The organism is Monashia sp. NPDC004114, from assembly GCF_053603855.1.
The window spans coordinates 48,488-65,144 of the sequence record NZ_JBSGGK010000017.1 but is presented as its reverse complement, the minus strand read 5'-3'; the positions used below and the strand labels follow the sequence as shown (position 1 = coordinate 65,144).

General features: G+C 71.1%; 15 protein-coding genes. 10 read left to right on the top strand and 5 right to left on the bottom strand.

What is annotated here, in order from left to right:
• Positions 1-248: 248 nt before the first annotated feature.
• Together ACWEOW_RS19485 and ACWEOW_RS19480 are read right to left on the bottom strand one after the other, a co-directional pair.
• Positions 249-965, bottom strand: a complete 717-nt coding sequence (locus ACWEOW_RS19485) for a DsbA family oxidoreductase (protein ID WP_452270896.1) — start codon at positions 963-965, stop codon at positions 249-251.
• 9 nt (positions 966-974) lie between these two features.
• Entirely contained in the window at positions 975-1,850 is an 876-nt protein-coding gene (locus ACWEOW_RS19480) for an alpha/beta fold hydrolase (RefSeq protein WP_452270895.1), read from the bottom strand.
• 104 nt (positions 1,851-1,954) lie between these two features.
• Here ACWEOW_RS19480 and ACWEOW_RS19475 point away from each other — a divergent pair, with 104 nt between their 5' ends.
• Positions 1,955-3,652 (top strand): alpha/beta hydrolase, encoded by a 1,698-nt coding sequence (locus ACWEOW_RS19475; RefSeq protein WP_452270894.1) that lies wholly within the window; start codon positions 1,955-1,957, stop codon positions 3,650-3,652.
• A 606-nt stretch (positions 3,653-4,258) separates the two neighbouring features.
• Here ACWEOW_RS19475 and ACWEOW_RS19470 read toward each other — a convergent pair.
• Positions 4,259-4,570 (bottom strand): TFIIB-type zinc ribbon-containing protein, encoded by a 312-nt coding sequence (locus tag ACWEOW_RS19470; RefSeq protein ID WP_452270893.1) that lies wholly within the window; start codon positions 4,568-4,570, stop codon positions 4,259-4,261.
• A gap of 11 nt (positions 4,571-4,581) precedes the next feature.
• Complete coding sequence (locus tag ACWEOW_RS19465; RefSeq protein WP_452270892.1) at positions 4,582-5,523, bottom strand: phosphotransferase family protein; 942 nt, start codon at positions 5,521-5,523, stop codon at positions 4,582-4,584.
• Positions 5,524-5,597: 74 nt separating this feature from the next.
• Between ACWEOW_RS19465 and ACWEOW_RS19460 the strand changes: the two genes are divergently transcribed.
• Genes ACWEOW_RS19460 through ACWEOW_RS19450 form a run of 3 tightly spaced genes read left to right on the top strand, consistent with a single transcriptional unit; the run spans position 5,598 to position 8,981 of the window.
• Positions 5,598-6,350 carry a dienelactone hydrolase family protein gene (locus ACWEOW_RS19460; protein ID WP_452270891.1) on the top strand — a complete coding sequence of 251 codons (753 nt, stop codon included), beginning with the start codon at positions 5,598-5,600 and terminating at the stop codon, positions 6,348-6,350.
• A gap of 43 nt (positions 6,351-6,393) precedes the next feature.
• Positions 6,394-8,079, top strand: a complete 1,686-nt coding sequence (locus tag ACWEOW_RS19455; protein ID WP_452270890.1) for an alkaline phosphatase D family protein — start codon at positions 6,394-6,396, stop codon at positions 8,077-8,079.
• Between the two features lie 38 nt (positions 8,080-8,117).
• A complete protein-coding gene (locus tag ACWEOW_RS19450) occupies positions 8,118-8,981 on the top strand; it encodes a hypothetical protein (protein WP_452270889.1) in 864 nt (287 codons plus the stop codon).
• A 26-nt stretch (positions 8,982-9,007) separates the two neighbouring features.
• On the opposite strand, the gene ACWEOW_RS19445 is transcribed toward ACWEOW_RS19450, so the two are convergent.
• Positions 9,008-10,246 (bottom strand): PQQ-dependent sugar dehydrogenase, encoded by a 1,239-nt coding sequence (locus tag ACWEOW_RS19445; protein WP_452270888.1) that lies wholly within the window; start codon positions 10,244-10,246, stop codon positions 9,008-9,010.
• Positions 10,247-10,550: 304 nt separating this feature from the next.
• On the opposite strand from ACWEOW_RS19445, the gene ACWEOW_RS19440 reads away from it, so the two are divergent.
• The 6 genes from ACWEOW_RS19440 to ACWEOW_RS19415 all read left to right on the top strand — a co-directional run bounded on the left by ACWEOW_RS19440 (position 10,551) and on the right by ACWEOW_RS19415 (position 16,596).
• Complete coding sequence (locus tag ACWEOW_RS19440) at positions 10,551-10,970, top strand: YciI family protein (protein WP_452270887.1); 420 nt, start codon at positions 10,551-10,553, stop codon at positions 10,968-10,970.
• Positions 10,967-12,163, top strand: a complete 1,197-nt coding sequence (locus tag ACWEOW_RS19435; RefSeq protein ID WP_452270886.1) for an RNA polymerase sigma factor — start codon at positions 10,967-10,969, stop codon at positions 12,161-12,163. Before ACWEOW_RS19440 ends, ACWEOW_RS19435 begins: the two co-directional genes overlap by 4 nt.
• Before the next feature lie 264 nt (positions 12,164-12,427).
• The gene (gene dnaK, locus ACWEOW_RS19430) at positions 12,428-14,338 is read left to right on the top strand and encodes a molecular chaperone DnaK (protein ID WP_452270885.1); all 1,911 of its coding nucleotides are present in this window, start codon (positions 12,428-12,430) and stop codon (positions 14,336-14,338) included.
• Positions 14,335-14,973, top strand: a complete 639-nt coding sequence (locus tag ACWEOW_RS19425) for a nucleotide exchange factor GrpE (protein ID WP_452270884.1) — start codon at positions 14,335-14,337, stop codon at positions 14,971-14,973. Before dnaK ends, ACWEOW_RS19425 begins: the two co-directional genes overlap by 4 nt.
• A 125-nt stretch (positions 14,974-15,098) precedes the next feature.
• Entirely contained in the window at positions 15,099-16,091 is a 993-nt protein-coding gene (locus ACWEOW_RS19420) for a DnaJ C-terminal domain-containing protein (RefSeq protein ID WP_452270883.1), read from the top strand.
• A gap of 49 nt (positions 16,092-16,140) precedes the next feature.
• On the top strand, positions 16,141-16,596 hold the full coding sequence (locus ACWEOW_RS19415) for a heat shock protein transcriptional repressor HspR (RefSeq protein WP_452270882.1): 456 nt from the start codon (positions 16,141-16,143) through the stop codon (positions 16,594-16,596).
• The last annotated feature ends 61 nt before the right edge of the window (positions 16,597-16,657 follow it).

The window sequence follows — 16,657 nt, the reverse complement described above, 5'->3', positions numbered from 1 at the left end:
CGCCCCACCAGCCCCACGTCGAGTGGGCGCTGCGCCCCACCAGCCCCACGTCGAGTGGGCGCTGCGCCCCACCAGCCCCACGTCGAGTGGGCGCTTCGCCCCGCCAGCCCCACGTCGAGTGGGCGCTTCGCCCCACCAGCCCCACGTCGAGTGGGCGCTGCGCCCCACCAGCCCCACGCGTCACGTGACCAGAGTGACGAGGCGGCCACTCGACCTGGAGCGGGGGGCGGGGGCGGTGCGCAGGTCGGTCAGCGGGCGCAGGCGCCGCCGCAGCCACCGGCTCCGCAGCCGCCGCCGCAGCCGCCGACGGCGACCGGCTCAGGTTGCTCATGGCGAGTGGCCCACGCGGTCGCAAGGGCCTGCTGGAAGACCCCGACCGGCTGGGCGCCGGAGAGGCCGTACTTACGGTCGAGGACGAAGAACGGCACCGACTCGATCCCCAGCATCTTCGCGGTCGCCTCGTCGCTGCGGACGTGGTTGCCGTAGTCGTCCGAGTCGAGCATCTCGCGCACCTCGGACTCGTCGAGCCCGATCTCGAGGGCGAGCGCGACGAGCGAGTCGCGGTCGCCGACGGCGAGGCCGTCGGTGAAGTAAGCGCGCATGAGCCGGTCGTGGGCGAGGTCGGCGAGTCCATGGTCGGCCGCGAGGTGCACGACGCGGTGCGCATCGAAGGTGTTGCCGTATCGCGCCTGCTCCCAGTTGAACTCGAGACCGAGCTCGATGGCGGCGGCCGCGATCGAGCGGTGCTGCTCGGCGGCCTGGTCCGGGCTGATGCCGTACTTCGAGGCCACGAGGTCGACGAGCGGCTGGCTGGACACCGCGGGGGCGCCACGGTCGAGCTCGAAGCTGTGCCACGTCACCTCGACCTCGTCACGGTGCTCGAACGTCGCGAGCGCCTGCTCGAGACGGCGCTTGCCGAGGTAGCAGAACGGGCACACGATGTCGGACCAGATGTCGATCTTCACGTCGCGAAACTACCTCGGGTCGGGCGTGTTTCTCGCATCGTCACTGCCGCTCAACCCCTGGCCGACGCGTTGCAGGATGACGCTGGCCACGTCGTCGGCACGGGTCTCGGGAAGCCAGTGTCCGGCATCGAGCTCGACGAAGAAGTAGTCCGCCGTCACATGCTCGCGGGTCAGCTCGGCCGCACGCCGCCCGAGGAACGGGTCGGACCGGCCCCAGACCAGCGCAGCGGGGACCCGGATGCGATGCGCCCTGATGTGGGACGAGCGCACCGCGCGATACCAGCTGGCCGGCCCGGTCAGTGCGTCCCGGTGAGCCAGGCGGGCGGCATACCTCGTGGTGTCCTCGGGGGGCAGCCCCGTGCGCGCCAGCGCCCGCTCGAACCGCGCAGCGAGCGCCCACTCGGACAGGCGCGGGACCTGCAGGGCGGCGATGTACCAGGAGCGCAGCCGCTGGTCGGTGCCCGTGCGCCAGGCGCGCGCGAGGGCAGCGGGGTGCGGGGTCGAGACCGCGGTGACGGTCGCGACGCGGTCGGGGTGGTTGCCTGCGACGAGCCACGCGATGGCGCCGCCCCAGTCGTGCCCGACCAGGTGGACCCGTGAAGCCCCCGTGGCATCGACGAGCGCGACGACGTCGGCGACCAGCTCCTCGAGCCGGTATGCCGTCCGGCCGGCCGGGCGCGCAGCGGGGGAGTACCCACGCTGGTCGGGGGCCAGGGTCCGTAGCCCGGCGCCGTTGAGCACCGCGGTCACGCGGCCCCAGCACGTGCGGTCGGTGGGGAAACCGTGCAGCAGCACGACGACCTCTCCGTCGAGCGGGCCCTCGTCGCTGACGTCGAACTCGAGGCCGTCACGGTGGAAGCGGTCGACTCGCTCGGGGGTGCCCACGCCCCCATCCTGCCGATCGCGGGCCCGGCTTGGTCAGGGGACTCAGGGGTGACTAAGGGCGAAACCTGAGGCGGTGTCCGGTTGCGTCCACTTACTGTGGCTACATGCCTCTCGCTCGCGATCTCGTGCGCCCCGGCCGGCAGCCGTGGTGGCACGTCTCGCGCGCCGGGCTGTTCTTCGGGGCCGTGTACTTCCTCATCTCGATGTCGCCGAGCCTGCTGCCGCGCACCTGGTACTACCAGGGCATCATCAGCGGTCTGTGCGCCGCGCTGGGCTACGCGATCGGCGTGCTCCTGTCGTGGGTGGTGCGCAAGGTCGCGCGGCTGATCGACCTGCGGGTCACGGTCAGTGGCGAGGCGCGCCACTGGCTGCTCGTTGCCGCCCCGCTGTTCGCCGCCGTCGCCGTGCTCGGCGTCACGGTCGCCAACGTCAGGTCACAGGCGCGCACCGCCGCAGTCGTGGACCTCGACCCGCTCCACCCGGTGGACTGGGCGATGGCGCTCGTGCTCGCCACCGCGATCCTCGTCCTGCTCATCGCGATCGCTCGCGGGCTTCGGGCGATGACCCATCGCCTCGCCGAGGCCGCGAACCAGGTGCTGCCCAAGACGATCGCCAGCGTGATCGCGGTCGTCGTGGTGGCCACCGCGACCGCGTGGATCAGCGACAACGTCGTCTTCCGGCGCGGCATGCAGGCGTTCGCCGCCATTGCGGCACAAGTGAACTCGAATCCGCCGCCTGGCCGCTCGGCTCCGACGTCGCCGTTGCGCTCGGGCGGGCCCGGGTCCTACGAGAGCTACGCCAGCCTCGGGTTCCAGGGTCAGATGTTCGTCACCAGCGCGCCGACCGCCGCGCAGATCACGGCGGCAACCGGGCTCGGCGCGATCGACCCGATCAGGGTGTATGCCGGCCGCACCCAGGACCGCACCGTGTCCCAGGTCGCCGACGCCGTCGTCAGGGAGCTCCAGCGCACCAACGCCTTCAACCGGAAGGTCCTCGCCGTCTTCACGACCACGGGCACCGGGTGGGTGGACGACTGGTCCGCCCAGTCGATCGAGTACCTCAGCAACGGCGACAGCGCGATCGCGGCCATGCAGTACTCCTACCTGCCGAGCGCGATGTCGATGATGACCGACCGCGAGACGCCTCGGGAGGCCGGCAAGGCGCTCTTCGACAAGGTGTATGCCGTGTGGTCGAAGCTCCCCGAGGGTGACCGTCCTCAGCTGGTCGTCGGGGGCGAGTCGCTCGGCTCGTACGGCGGTCAGGCGGCGTTTACGGACGCGAACGACATGCTGCGGCGCAGCCAGGGTGGCGTCTGGGTGGGCACGCCGAGCTTCACCGAGATCGCCGAGTCGCTGACGGCCGCGCGCAACGAGGGCTCGCCGGAGATCGTGCCGGTCGTCGACGGCGGGAAGCACATCCGGTTCGCGGCGAGCGGTGACGAGCTGACCCACGACTACTACGGGCGCGACTACGGCGCTTGGGAGTACCCGCGGTTCGTCTATGCGCAGCACCCTTCGGACCCGGTGGTCTGGTGGAACCCGGCCCTGCTCGGCGCGGAGCCCGACTGGCTGCGCGAGCCGCGCGGCCGCGACGTCAACCCGGACGTCACGTGGATCCCGTTCGTGACGTTCTGGCAGCTGACCACCGACATGGCGGTCGGGCACGACCCGCCCGACGGCTACGGCCACCGGTACGGCCCGGAGCTGGTGCCCGCCTGGGGATCCGTCCTCGGCAGGTCGCCGACCGACGACTACTCGAGAGTCATCGCGGGTGTCGAGAAGACGGTGAGCCGCGTCGAGTGAGCTTGCCCGCATCGAGCTGACCACTCGGCTGGGTTCGTGCAGCCGAGTGGTCCTTTCGACGGGCCCTCGAAACCGGCCTAGCGCGACCCCCAAAGCGAGGCGTGCGTAGGCAGGAGTCCCCGGCGACGCGGATCCGCTCAGCTGTCGGACTCGTACCACTTCAAGACCAGCGTCCAGTGGTTCAAGTCGTCCCGAGGAGTGCGCAGCGCCTACTGGGAGGACTATGAGTACGGGGTGGTCGGTCCGAACGGGACCTACCCGACTGGCACGACCTGTGAAGGAACTGAAAGCCGTCATTCTTCAGGTTCGGCCCAGCAAGCGACCCGACGCATTCGCTCAGGGCATCCCCGGGGATGCCGTCGAGTCTCCATGGCCGTTCCCCGTGCTGCCCCGCGTCGGGGACCGCGTCGACTTGGCGCCGGACGGGCATCTGTGGACAGTGACTGCTATCTATTGGTGCACCCACGGTCGTGAAGGTGATGCCGAACCCTTGGTTCGGATCTATACCGCACTAGAACCGCCTGCCGAGTCACAAGTGCCCTGAACCGGCGTTCGTCACCGACACCGGGACCGCCCCTGAGCCCAAGACACCAGAGGGCCGATGGGTCAGCTGGAGAAGAAGAGCCCTGAGAAGCCCTTCTTGCGGTACTTGTGCCCGCTCTGGTTACCCCAGGACGGCCCGCCGTACTGCGCAGGCGGCGGCTGCGCGGCGAACCGCCCCTCGAGCTGGCTCAGGTGCTCGAACTCGCCGAAGTCGAGGAAGATGCCGCGGCACTGGTCGCACTGCTCGACGTGCACCCCGTTGCGGTCGTAGGTGCGCATCGTGCCGCGGCACTTCGGGCAGACGTACCCGTGCTGCTGGTAGCCGGCGGCTCCGGTGGCGTCCTGGTGCGGGAAGGGCGGTGGTTGCTGGCTCATAAGACCCATCCTCACATCCGGGCGCACGCCTCCAACAGGGAGCCCGCTGGGTCAACGCTGTGAGTGGTCTGGATGGACACTGCGCGGACAGCCGCGACGAAGACGGCACATCGGGCAGCGAGATCGAGTCTGGGCCACGGATCGCCGGTGGCGGGAACGGCCGGCCCGCCCGCCCGCCGGTACGCGTCGAGAAACGTCCGCCACGCTGAGTCGTCGAGCAGCCCGGCCGCCCAGAAGCCGGCCGGCCGGGCGAGGTCCCATGCGGGGTCGCCGACGCCGAGGTCGTCGACGTCCAGGAGCCGCAGCCGCGGCCCGGAGGTGGCGAGCTGGCCGAGATGCCAGTCCCCGTGGACGACGGTGTGCGGCGTCGCCGGCGCCCCCCCGGTATGCCGGGTGGCCGTGGACCGGACCTCGTGCAGCAGGCGGGTGCCCAGGTCGGCCAGGTCTGTCGCGGTCCGATCGTCAATGCCGGACACTCGCCTGAGTGCCCGCTCGACTCGCGCCGGACCGCCGTGCGGCGGCAGCACCGGTGGTGACGACGCTCGGTGGAGGGAGGCGAGCAGGCGCCCCGCGTGCGCCCAGGGGATCTCCGCTGCATCCTCGGTGAGCACCTCCATCCTCGGCCAGGCCGTGGCCCAGCGCCCGTCGGGTGCCTGAAGGGCTGCCGTGAGCGGCTGCACGAAGAGCCCGGCCAGCGTCTCCGTCCGGACGGCCTCGAGCCGCGCGCGCAGCTCCCCGACGTCCGTGCGCGGGTGGTGCAGCTTGACGACGACCTCGTCGACAAGCGCGATGTCCGCGCCCGACGGAGTCTCCACCCAGCCCACCCCGGGTGCCGCCGCGACGCCGGCAACGACGGGGCCGGCATACCTGGGGGCAGACTCGCGAGCGGGGCCGACCCCGACGGCCGACCGCGCGAGCGCGACCGCCCAGGCGGCCTCCGTCGTCGTCGTCACCCAGCGATCCTCCCAGCGAAGGCCCAGCCGGCATCCGGGGGCCACGGTCCAGCACGCCCTGATATGACATGGGCATGGGTCAGATGATCGAGTTCCCCGAGCACGAGCTCACCGCCTACCGCGCCGACCCGCCCGCCGGGGCGGATGCCCCGCGTGGCGCCGTCATCGTCATCCAGGAGATCTGGGGACTCGTCGACCACGTCAAGGACGTCGCCGACCGGGTTGCGGCGCAGGGCTACATCGCGGTCGCGCCGGACCTGCTCGGGCACGTCGGGCTGACTCCCGAGGCCGGCGAGCGGCTCTTCACGCTCGTGTTCAACGGGACCGAGGCGGACCGCCTCGCGGCCCAGCCGGAGATGCGGGCCGCGACCACGCCGGCCCGGCAGCCCGAGTTCGCGGCGTGGGCGGTGCCCGCACTCCGCGCAACCGTCGACGCCCTCGTCGACGAGCCGGGCGTCGAGGGCCGCGTCGCGGTGATGGGGTACTGCTTCGGGGGGACCTACACCTACGCGCTCGCCGCCTCCGAGCCGCGGCTGAGGGCCGCGATCCCGTTCTACGGGCACTTTCCCGAGGACGCCGACCCCGCGACCATCGCGTGCCCGGTGCTCGCCTTCTACGGCGAAGCGGACCACGGCATCACCGACGGCGTGCCGGAGCTCGAGGCCCGCATGACCCAGGCCGGGGTCGACTTCCGCGCTCGCGTCTACCACGGCGTCGGCCACGCCTTCTTCAACGACACCGCACCGTCGAGGTACAACGCCGAGGTCGCCGCGGACGCGTGGGAGCGGGTCCTCGCGTTCCTGGACACCCAGCTCGGACACGGCTGAGGCCGGACGCCACCGCAGGCCGCGCAGCGGGTATGGCTCTGTCATGAGCGTGTCCGACCAGTCGGTCCAGCTCGTCCTGGGCCCGATGCTGAGGTACGTCGGCGAGACCGACGCCACGATCTGGGTCGAGACACCCGCCGCCGCGGTCGTCACGGTCGTCGCCGGCGGGCGGCAGTGGCGCGCGCCGACCTTCGCCGTCAAGGGGCATCACTACGCCCTCGTCGTGGTCGACGGGCTCGAGCCCGGGGACGAGCTCGAGTATGCCGTCCGGCTCGGTGACGTTCCCGTGTGGCCGCCGCCGGACAGTCCCTTCCCTCCGCCACGGATCCGGACCATGGACCGGCGCCGGCCGACGAGGCTGCTCTTCGGCTCGTGCCGCACCAGCGCCTCGCACGACCGCTCGGGCAACCAGACCCACGGTGTCGACGCGCTGCGCACGCTGGCGCTCGCCCTGACCCGGGGCGAGGAGCAGTGGCCGGACCTGTTGGCCTTCCTCGGCGACCAGGTCTATGCCGACGAGACGTCGGACGAGATGAGGGAGTTCATCGCACGCAGGCGCAGCCTCGACGAGCCGCCGGGCGAGGAGATCAAGGACTACGAGGAGTACGCCTACCTCTACTGGCTGGGATGGACCGAGGAGGCCAACCGGTGGCTTCTCGCGACCGTGTCGAGCTGCATGATCTTCGACGACCACGACATCCGCGACGACTGGAACACCTCGTGGACGTGGCACGAGGAGATCAACAAGACGCCCTGGTGGCACGAGCGGCTGATGGGCGGCCTCTCGTCCTACTGGGTGTACCAGCACATCGGCAACCTCTCGCCGGCCGAGCTGGCCGACGACGAGGTCTACGCCCGGTATCTCGACGCGGCGGACGGCGACGAGGAGGTCGACCTCACCGACGCGGTGTTCGACCTCGCCCGCCGCACCGACCGCCACCCTGAGGTCTACCGCTGGAGCTACCGGCGCGACCTCGGCGACACCCGCCTCGTCGTGGTCGACTCGCGCGCGGCCCGCGTCCTGGAGCCGAAGCACCGCTCGATGCTCGACCCTGACGAGATGGCCTGGCTCGACGAGCAGCTGACTGGTGACGTCACGCACCTGCTCGTCGGCACGTCGCTCCCCTTCATGCTCCCGCCGGGCCTGCACGACTTCGAGGCCATCGACGAGGTCCTCGCGACCGGGGCGCACGGCCGGCTCGTCTCGCGAGGGGCCGAAAAGGTCCGCCAGTCGGTCGATCTCGAGCACTGGGCTGCGTTCAACGACGGCTTCGTCGAGGTCTTCGACATGGTGATGTCGGTGGCCAGGGGTGAGCGCGGCCAGGCGCCGGCCACGATCGTGTTCCTGTCCGGTGACGTCCACAACTCGTACGTCACGGAGGTCATCGACGCGAAGGCCCGATACGGCGCCCGGTCACGCATCATCCAGGCCGTCTGCTCTCCGATCCGCAACCCGATGCCTATCGGGATCCGGGTCATGATGTCGGCCTTCGCCCGGTCACTGGTGCGGCCGATGCGGTTCGTCACCAGGCACTCCAAGCGCGTGCCCGAACCGGCCTACCCCTGGCGGGTCACCGACGGCCCGTGGTTCGACAACAGCCTCGCCGAGCTGTCCGTGCAGGGACGCGACCTGTCGATGGTGTGGCGAGGCGGAGAGATCAAGGACGGCGACGACGCACACCCGGTCCTGACCACGATCGCGAGCGTGCGCCTCCCCACCGGACATTGAGGCCACGCAACGCGGCTCGTCGCTGCATCATGGCCAGCATGAACGTCGCCGACACCCCACGACAGCCTGACGAGGTGCAGCGCCGGGTCGGCATCGCCCGCCGCGCCGTCCAGGCGTACCAGGCCAACGACAAGGTGGTCGCCGCCCTCATCGGCGGCTCGGTCGCCCGCGGACGGGCCGATGCGCTATCCGACATCGAGCTCGACGTCTACTGGTCCTCGCCGCCGACCGTCGAGGACCGTGAGGCCGCCATCGAGGGCGCCGGCTGGGCGCGGGTCTACGCCGAGACGGACGACGTCGAGTGGGCGGACGGGCTGTCGGTCGACGGGGTGAAGATCGACGTCAGCGGCTTCGTCACCTCGACCATCGACGACTACATCGACCGCGCGCTGGAGGGGGACACCGACGCGGAGCTGCAGGTGCGCGTCACGGCCCTGCGGGACGGCATACCCCTCCACGGCGAAGCCGTCATCGACGCGTGGCGGCGGCGGTGTGCCGCATACCCGGAGGCCCTCGCGGTCGCGCTCGTGCTCCAGGGACTCGACATGCGATCTCGCGAGCGCCTCGAGATGCTCGCCGACCGCGACGACGTGTTCCTGCTGCACCGCGACATCGTCGACGACGTGCAAGGCGTCCTCGACGCGCTCTTCGGGATCAACCGCGTCTGGATGCCGCACCCGTTCCACAAGTGGCTCGACTGGGAGGCCACGCTGCTTCCGCATCGCCCCGACCGGCTCGTCGAGCGCATCAGGTCGCTGCTCGTGGCGCCGCCGCACGAGGCGGTCGCGACCCTCGTCGGTCTCGTCGAGGACACCTATGCGCTTGCCGCCCAGCATGTTCCGGGCGCCGACGTGACCGGGCTCCGGGAGGCGTTCGAGCTGCGCCGGGTCGTCGACGCCTGACGCCCGCGCCGAGCTGCCGGGGAGGCTCAGCTGACGGTGACCAGGAGGACGCGGTCGTCGCCCTGGTTCGGCTGGGCCCGGCCGTCCCGGTTGCTCGTCGTGACGAGCAGGGTGTGATCGTCGAGCGCGAGCACACTTCGGAGCCGGCCGTAACGGCTGACGAGGAAGTCCTGCGGGCTCGCCACGACCTTCGTGCCGTCGAGCGGGATGCGCCAAAGGCGCTGGCCGCGAAGGGCCGCCATCCACACCGAGCCGTCGGCGACCGCGATCCCGCTCGGCGAGTCCTCGGGAGGGCCCCACTGCGCGACCGGGCCGGTGATCCCCTGCTGCGTGGTGAAGCCCTCCGTCTCGGGCCAGCCGTAGTTGTGCCCCGGCAGGATGAGGTTGAGCTCGTCCTCGCTGTGGTCGCCGAACTCCGATGCCCACAGCCGCCCGCCTGCGTCCCACGCGATGCCCTGCACGTTGCGGTGGCCGTAGGACCAGACGAGAGTCCCGAACGGGTTGCCGGGAGCAGGCTTGCCGGCGGTAGTCATCCGGAGGATCTTCCCGCCGAGCGACGAGCGGTCTTGCGCCAGAGGCGGATCGCCGGTCTCGCCGGTCGTGGCGTAGAGGTACCCGTCGGGACCGAACGCGAGACGTCCCCCGTTGTGCCGTATGCCGTGTGGGATGCCGGTGACGATGGCTCGCGGAGTACCGAGCTGGCCTCCGGCGGGCTTCGACGGGTCGTACGTGATGGCGGCGACGCGATTGTCGCTCGACGTGGAGAAGTACACGAAGATCGTTCTGTCCGAAGCGAACTGAGGGCTCACCGCAATGCCGAGAAGGCCGCCCTCGCCGCCCCTGGTGACGTCGGTCAGCACGCCGGGGACGGTGCCGACCGTGGTGAGCCGGCCAGTCGTGACGTCGAGCCGGCTCACGGTGAGGGAGTCTCGCGAGGTGATCAGGACCCCGCCGTCGCGCAGCCGCGCGAGGCCCCACGGGACGTCGATGCCCGTCGCCACGGTGCGCACGACTCGCACCGAGCCGGAGGCGGACCCGGGGCTCGACGCCGGCACGCTGGATCCGGACGCCTGCCGTGTCGTCGTGGACGGAGCCTGCGTCGTGGTGTCAGTGGCCGTGGCGGTGGTCGCGGGCGTGGACGACGTGGTCGGCGCGGTAGGACCAGTCGTCGAGCACGCGGCGATGACCGAGAGGGCCACCAGGGCCGCGCCCGCGCACGCGACCCGGCCGCGGTGGCTGCTGCGTCCGGCTCGGACTTGCGACACGAGGCACCTCCGGGGTCTCGTCTCGCACGGTACCCACCGCGGCTGTGCCCGCACCACGCTCACATAGGCGCGTCGCGCCGCTGTGACGGCTGAGACGAAGCGCTCACTCGACCAGGACTTCCCGCTCTCGTCGAGTGGGCGCTCCGTCCCACCAGCCCCCGTCGAGTGGGCACTCCGTCTCTCCCGGGCGCCCGGCATACGCTCGCGTGGAACCCGGTGGTGGTTTCATGTCGAGAAGAGGTGACCGGCTCCGCTCCACAGGTGAGGACCGCGACCGGCGCGGCTCACGACACAGGAGAGCACCATGGCGAAGTACCTGCTTCTCAAGCACTACCGCGGAGGCCCCGACGCGCACCGCCCCGTCCCGCCGATGGACCAGTGGGCGCCCGAGGACGTGGAGGCGCACATGGCGTTCCTGCGGCACGTGAGCGAGCTGCTCGAGGAGAACGGCGAGTTCGTCGATGCCCAGGCCCTCACCCAGACGCAGACCTGGGTCCGCTACGGCGGCCCGGACGCGGCACCGGTCACGACGGACGGACCGCACCCGGAGACCAGCGACCTCGTCGCCGGGTGGTACATGATCGACGTTGACTCGCGCGAGCGCGCGCTCGAGCTCGCGGCCTACGTGTCGTCGGAGCCTGGTCCTGGCGGGGAGCCGCTGTACGAGTGGATCGACGTGCGGGAGGTCATGTCCGGGGCTCCGGCGGACGACCTCACCTCGTGACGGACGACCCGGCAGGACAGCTGGACGAGGGCGCCCTGCGCGCCCTCGTCCCGCGGGTGCTCGCCGGGCTGGTCCGCCGGGGCGAGGACTTCGACGCCGCCGAGGACGCGCTCCAGGAGGCGCTGATCGAGGCGCTGCGGGTGTGGCCCGAGCACCCGCCGCGCGAGCCGCGAGCCTGGCTGACGACGGTGGCCGCACGGCGGCTCGTCGACGCGCGTCGCAGTGAGGCCGCGCGCTACCGGCGCGAGGAGGCGGCATATGCCGAGCCGCAGCCCATCGCGACCGAGGACGGCGACGACACGCTGATGCTGCTCTTCTGCTGCTGTCACCCGGGCCTCGCTCCCGCCTCTCAGGTTGCCCTCACCCTGCGCGCGGTCGGCGGCCTCACCACGCGCGAGATCGCGGACGCCTTCTACGTGCCGGAGGCGACCATGGCGCAGCGGATCAGCCGGGCCAAGCGGACTCTGAGGGGACGTCGGCTCGACCAGCCCGGAGACCTTGCCGTCGTGCTGCGCGTCCTCTACCTCGTCTACACCGCAGGCCATGCGGGTCGCGTGGACCTCGCCGGCGAGGCGATCCGGCTCGCGCGCCAGCTCACGCTCGCGACCGACGAGCCGGAGGCCCGCGGACTGCTCGCGCTCATGCTGCTCAACCACGCGAGGCTCCCCGCTCGACTCGACGCGCAGGGCCGCATCGTCACGCTCGACCGGCAGGACCGGGGCCTCTGGGACACGCGGGAGATCGCGGAGGGCGTCCGCGTGCTGCAGTCCGCTCTCGCGCTGCAGAGCGACGCGCGGCCACCGGGTCGCTACCAGGTGCAGGCGGCCATCGCGGCCCTGCACGACGACGCAGCAGTGGCGCAGGAGACCGACTGGCCACAGATCCTCGGGTGGTACGACGACCTCGTCGGCCTCACCGACGACCCCGTGCGCCAGGACCCGGCGGCGGTCCTCGGACGCGCGGTCGCGGTGGGCCACGTGCTGGGCGCACCCGCCGGGCTGCGCGAGACGGACCGGCTGCGTGAGGTGCTCGGCGACCGGCACCGTTGGTATGCCGTCCGCGGCTACCTCTACGAGCTCGGCGGTGACCTTCCCGCTGCCGCAACGGCATACGCCGACGCCGCCCGCCTGGCGACGGACGTCGCCGAGCACGAGCACCTGGTCCGCCAGGCCGCGCGGGCTCGGCAGCGGTAGACGCCTCGAGTGAGCCGCTCGACGGGTGGAAGCCGGTCGAGCGGTCAGCTCGACGTGCTCGGGATCACTCGGCGAGTCGGGGAACAAAGTCGCGACGACCAAAGTTGAGCCGAGGGAACGCAAGAATTGCGAGCGCGGTTTTGACAGGCACCCGCCGGTCGGAGCAGATTGGGCACGAGCCTCCTGCACCGCGTGCGAGCGGTTCGCGCGAGACCCCAGACCAACACGCTCTTCACACGAGTCCACACCAGCAAGGAGTTACCCATGGCACGTGCGGTCGGAATCGACCTCGGTACGACCAACTCGGCCGTCGCCGTCCTCGAGGGCGGCGAGCCGACGATCATCACGAACGCTGAGGGCGGCCGCACCACCCCGTCCGTCGTCGCGTTCGCCAAGAACGGCGAGGTGCTCGTCGGCGAGGTCGCCAAGCGCCAGGCCGTCACCAACGTCGACCGCACGATCCGGTCGGTCAAGCGCCACATGGGCACCGACTGGAAGTCCCCGGAGATCGACGGCAAGCGCTACACCGCGCAGGAGATCAGCGCCCGCATCCTCCAGAAGCTGAAGCGCGACGCCGAGTCCTACCTCGGTGAGACCGTCACCGACGCCGTGATCACGGTGCCCGCGTACTTCGAGGACCACCAGCGCCAGGCCACCAAGGAGGCCGGCGAGATCGCGGGCCTCAACGTCCTGCGCATCGTCAACGAGCCGACTGCGGCGGCACTCGCCTACGGCCTCGACAAGGGCAAGGAGGACGAGCTCATCCTCGTCTTCGACCTCGGTGGCGGCACGTTCGACGTCTCGCTCCTCGAGGTGGGCAAGGACGCCGAGGACGGCTTCGCGACGATCCAGGTCCGGGCCACCAACGGCGACAACCACCTCGGTGGTGACGACTGGGACGACGTCATCGTCCAGCACCTCATCACCCAGGTGAAGAACAAGACGGGCCAGGACCTGTCCAAGGACAAGATCGCCATGCAGCGTCTTCGTGACGAGGCCGAGCGGGCCAAGAAGGAGCTGTCGACCGCGACCTCCACGAACATCTCGGCGCAGTACATCTCGATGACGCCCGAGGGTCCGATCCACCTCGACGAGACGCTGTCTCGCGCCCAGTTCGAGCAGATGACCAAGCAGCTCCTCGAGCGGACGAAGGCCCCGTTCCACCGGGTCATCGAGGACGCGGGCATCAAGCTCGCGGACATCGACCACGTCGTGCTCGTCGGTGGCTCGACCCGTATGCCGGCCGTGACCAACCTGGTCAAGGAGCTGAGCGGCAAGGAGCCCAACAAGGGCGTCAACCCCGACGAGGTCGTGGCTGTCGGCGCGAGCCTGCAGGCCGGTGTCCTCAAGGGTGAGCGCAAGGACGTGCTGCTCATCGACGTCACGCCGCTCTCGCTGGGCATCGAGACCAAGGGTGGCCTGTTCACCAAGCTCATCGACCGCAACACGGCCATCCCGACGAAGCGGTCGGAGATCTTCAGCACCGCCGACGACAACCAGCCGTCGGTCCTCATCCAGGTCTTCCAGGGTGAGCGCGAGATCGCCCAGCACAACAAGTCGCTCGGCACCTTCGAGCTGACCGGCATCGCGCCGGCCCCGCGCGGAGTGCCGAAGATCGAGGTCACGTTCGACATCGACGCCAACGGCATCGTCAACGTCTCTGCCAAGGACCAGGGCACTGGCAAGGAGCAGAAGATGACGATCACCGGCGGCTCGGCCCTGTCCAAGGACGAGATCGACCGCATGGTCAAGGACGCCGAGGCTCACGCCGAGGAGGACCGTAAGCGTCGCGACGAAGCCGAGGTGCACAACCAGGCCGAGCAGCTCGCGTTCTCGACCGAGAGCTTCCTCAAGGAGTCGGGCGACAAGATCCCGGCCGATGTCAGGACGCCCGTCGAGGAGTCGCTCGCCGACCTCAGGTCCGCCATCGCGAAGGACTCCGAGGCGACGGTCGAGGACATCAAGGCCAAGATCGAGGACCTCAACACGAAGTCGCAGGCGATGGGCCAGGCGCTGTATGCCGCCGAGCAGGCGTCAGCGAGCGCCGCTGGCTCGACGAGCTCGACGGGAGCGGAGGACGGCTCGCCGACCGGTGCGTCGTCAGGCGCAGCGGCCGACGAGGACGTCGTCGACGCCGAGGTCGTCGACGAGGACGAGGCCAAGGACGCCAAGTGACCGACGTCCCGAACACCGGCGCGGCCGGCGTGCCTGAGGGCTCCGAGCCCGAGGGCACGCCGCCCGGCGCGGCCGGCGGTCTGGCCGACGGGTCCCGTCGCCACCACTCGTACTACGAGGGAGGCGCGGGCGCGTCGTCCGAGCCCGGCGGTGACGACGAGTACGACCACGGCCCCGACGAGTCCGAAGGCGAGGCCCTCGCCCAGGAGGACGCCCTGGCCATGACCTACCTGGCAGACCTGCAGCGGCTGCAGGCCGAGTACGTCAACTACAAGAAGCGCGTCGACCGCGACCGCGACCTGATCCGCACCACCGCCGTGGGCAGCGTCGTCGAGGCGCTCCTGCCGGTCCTCGACGACATCTACATGGCCCGCCAGGCCGGTGACCTCGCCGACGGGCCGTTCGCCGCGATCTCGGACAAGCTCGAGTCGACCCTCGGCAGGTACGGCGTCGAGCGGCTCGGTGAGGCCGGTCAGGAGTTCGACCCGAACATCCACGAGGCGCTCATGCACGTGGAGGCCGACCTTCCGGAGGGCGCGACGGGTACGACTGTTGTGCAGGTGCTCCAGCCGGGCTACCGGATCGGCGAGCGTCTCGTCCGTGCAGCCCGGGTGTCGGTTGCCGACCCCGGCTGAGCGGCTTCCTGCTGGGGCACGCCCCGCCCGAGCTGTCGTGCGGGGCGGCCCCAGCGGCATACATCATGATGTGAGGACCACGACGATCACGACGATGCGGCCACGCGAGGACAAGGAGGCGCGCCATGGCTAGCCAGGACTGGTTCGAGAAGGACTTCTACTCGACCCTCGGCGTGTCCCAGGACGCCGACGCGGCGACGATCAAGAAGACGTACCGCAAGCTGGCGCGCGACCTGCATCCCGACCACAACGTCGGCGACGCGAAGGCCGAGGAGCGGTTCAAGGAGGTCGGGGAGGCGTATGCCGTCCTGTCCGACCCCGAGCAGCGCCGCGAGTACGACGCGATCCGCGCGATGTCGCACGGCGGCGCCCGCTTCACTGCGGGCGGCCCGGGCGGCGGGCCGGGCTTCGAGGACATCTTCTCGGCGTTCGGCGGCGCTCCCGGTGGGCAGCGAGTGCGCTTCAGCACCGGAGGCGCTGGCCAGCCGAACCTCGAGGACATCCTCGGGCAGATGTTCGGCGGCGGCGCCCCGGGCTATGGCGACTTCGGGGCCGCGGCGGGCCCGCGCCCGGGCGCCGACGTGAGCGCCTCGACCCGGATCGGCTTCCGCGACGCGGTCGAGGGCGCGACCGTGGCGCTGAGCTCGCCCGATCTCGGGCGGATCAACGCGCGAATTCCGGCTGGGGTCAAGGACGGACAGAAGATCCGGCTGCGCGGCAAGGGCCGGCCCGGTGACCCCGGCGCTCCGGCCGGCGACCTCATCCTGGCGGTCTCGGTCGACACCCACCCGGTCTTCGGCCGCGACGGCGACAACCTCACGGTCGACCTGCCCGTCACTTTCGCGGAGGCGGCGCTCGGTGCGACCGTGCCGGTGCCGACGCTCGATGGCGGCTCGGTCAAGGTCAAGATCGCCGCAGGCACCCCCAGCGGCCGCGTGCTGCGGGTCAAGGGCCGCGGCGTCAGACGAGGGGACCACACCGGCGACCTGCTCGCGAAGGTCCAGGTCGTCGTGCCCCAACGGCTCACCGACGAGGCCCGCGAGGCGATCGAGAAGATGGCCGCCGCCGAGGACGGTCACGACCCCCGGGCGGAGCTGTTCCAGCGCGCCCGCGGCTGACGGCATACGGCCCCCATCACGCACGACAGACGGAAGGCAGGTGACGACGATGGCGCGTAGGAACCCACGACCCGCTGGGCACGACGACGACGCCCCGGTGTTCGTCATCTCCGTCGCGGCCGAGCTGGCCGGGATGCACGCGCAGACGCTGCGCCAGTACGACCGGCTCGGCCTCGTCTCGCCGTCGCGCACGCGCGGCGGCGGCCGTCGCTACAGCACCCGTGACGTGGCGCTGCTGCGCGAGGTGCAGCGGATGTCCCAGGAAGGCGTCTCGCTCGCTGGCATCCACCGCATCCTCGAGCTCGAGAACCACGTCGAGGCCCTGCGCAGTCGCGTCGACGAGCTCACGGCCGAGCTCGAGGCCACCCGTGCCGCGCTCGCCCAGCCCCCGCGGGTCTTCGCGGTCGGGCTGCGCGGCGACGTCGTGCCGATGCGGCCCGGGCAGCGCCCGCCGCGGTCGCCCGCCTCGCAGGCTCTCGTCGTCTGGCGGCAAGAGGACCGCTGACCCGCCGGGTTCGCTTGTGGACCAAGGGGTCCAGCCGGGGCAGCGCGCGCCCGCGGTCTGT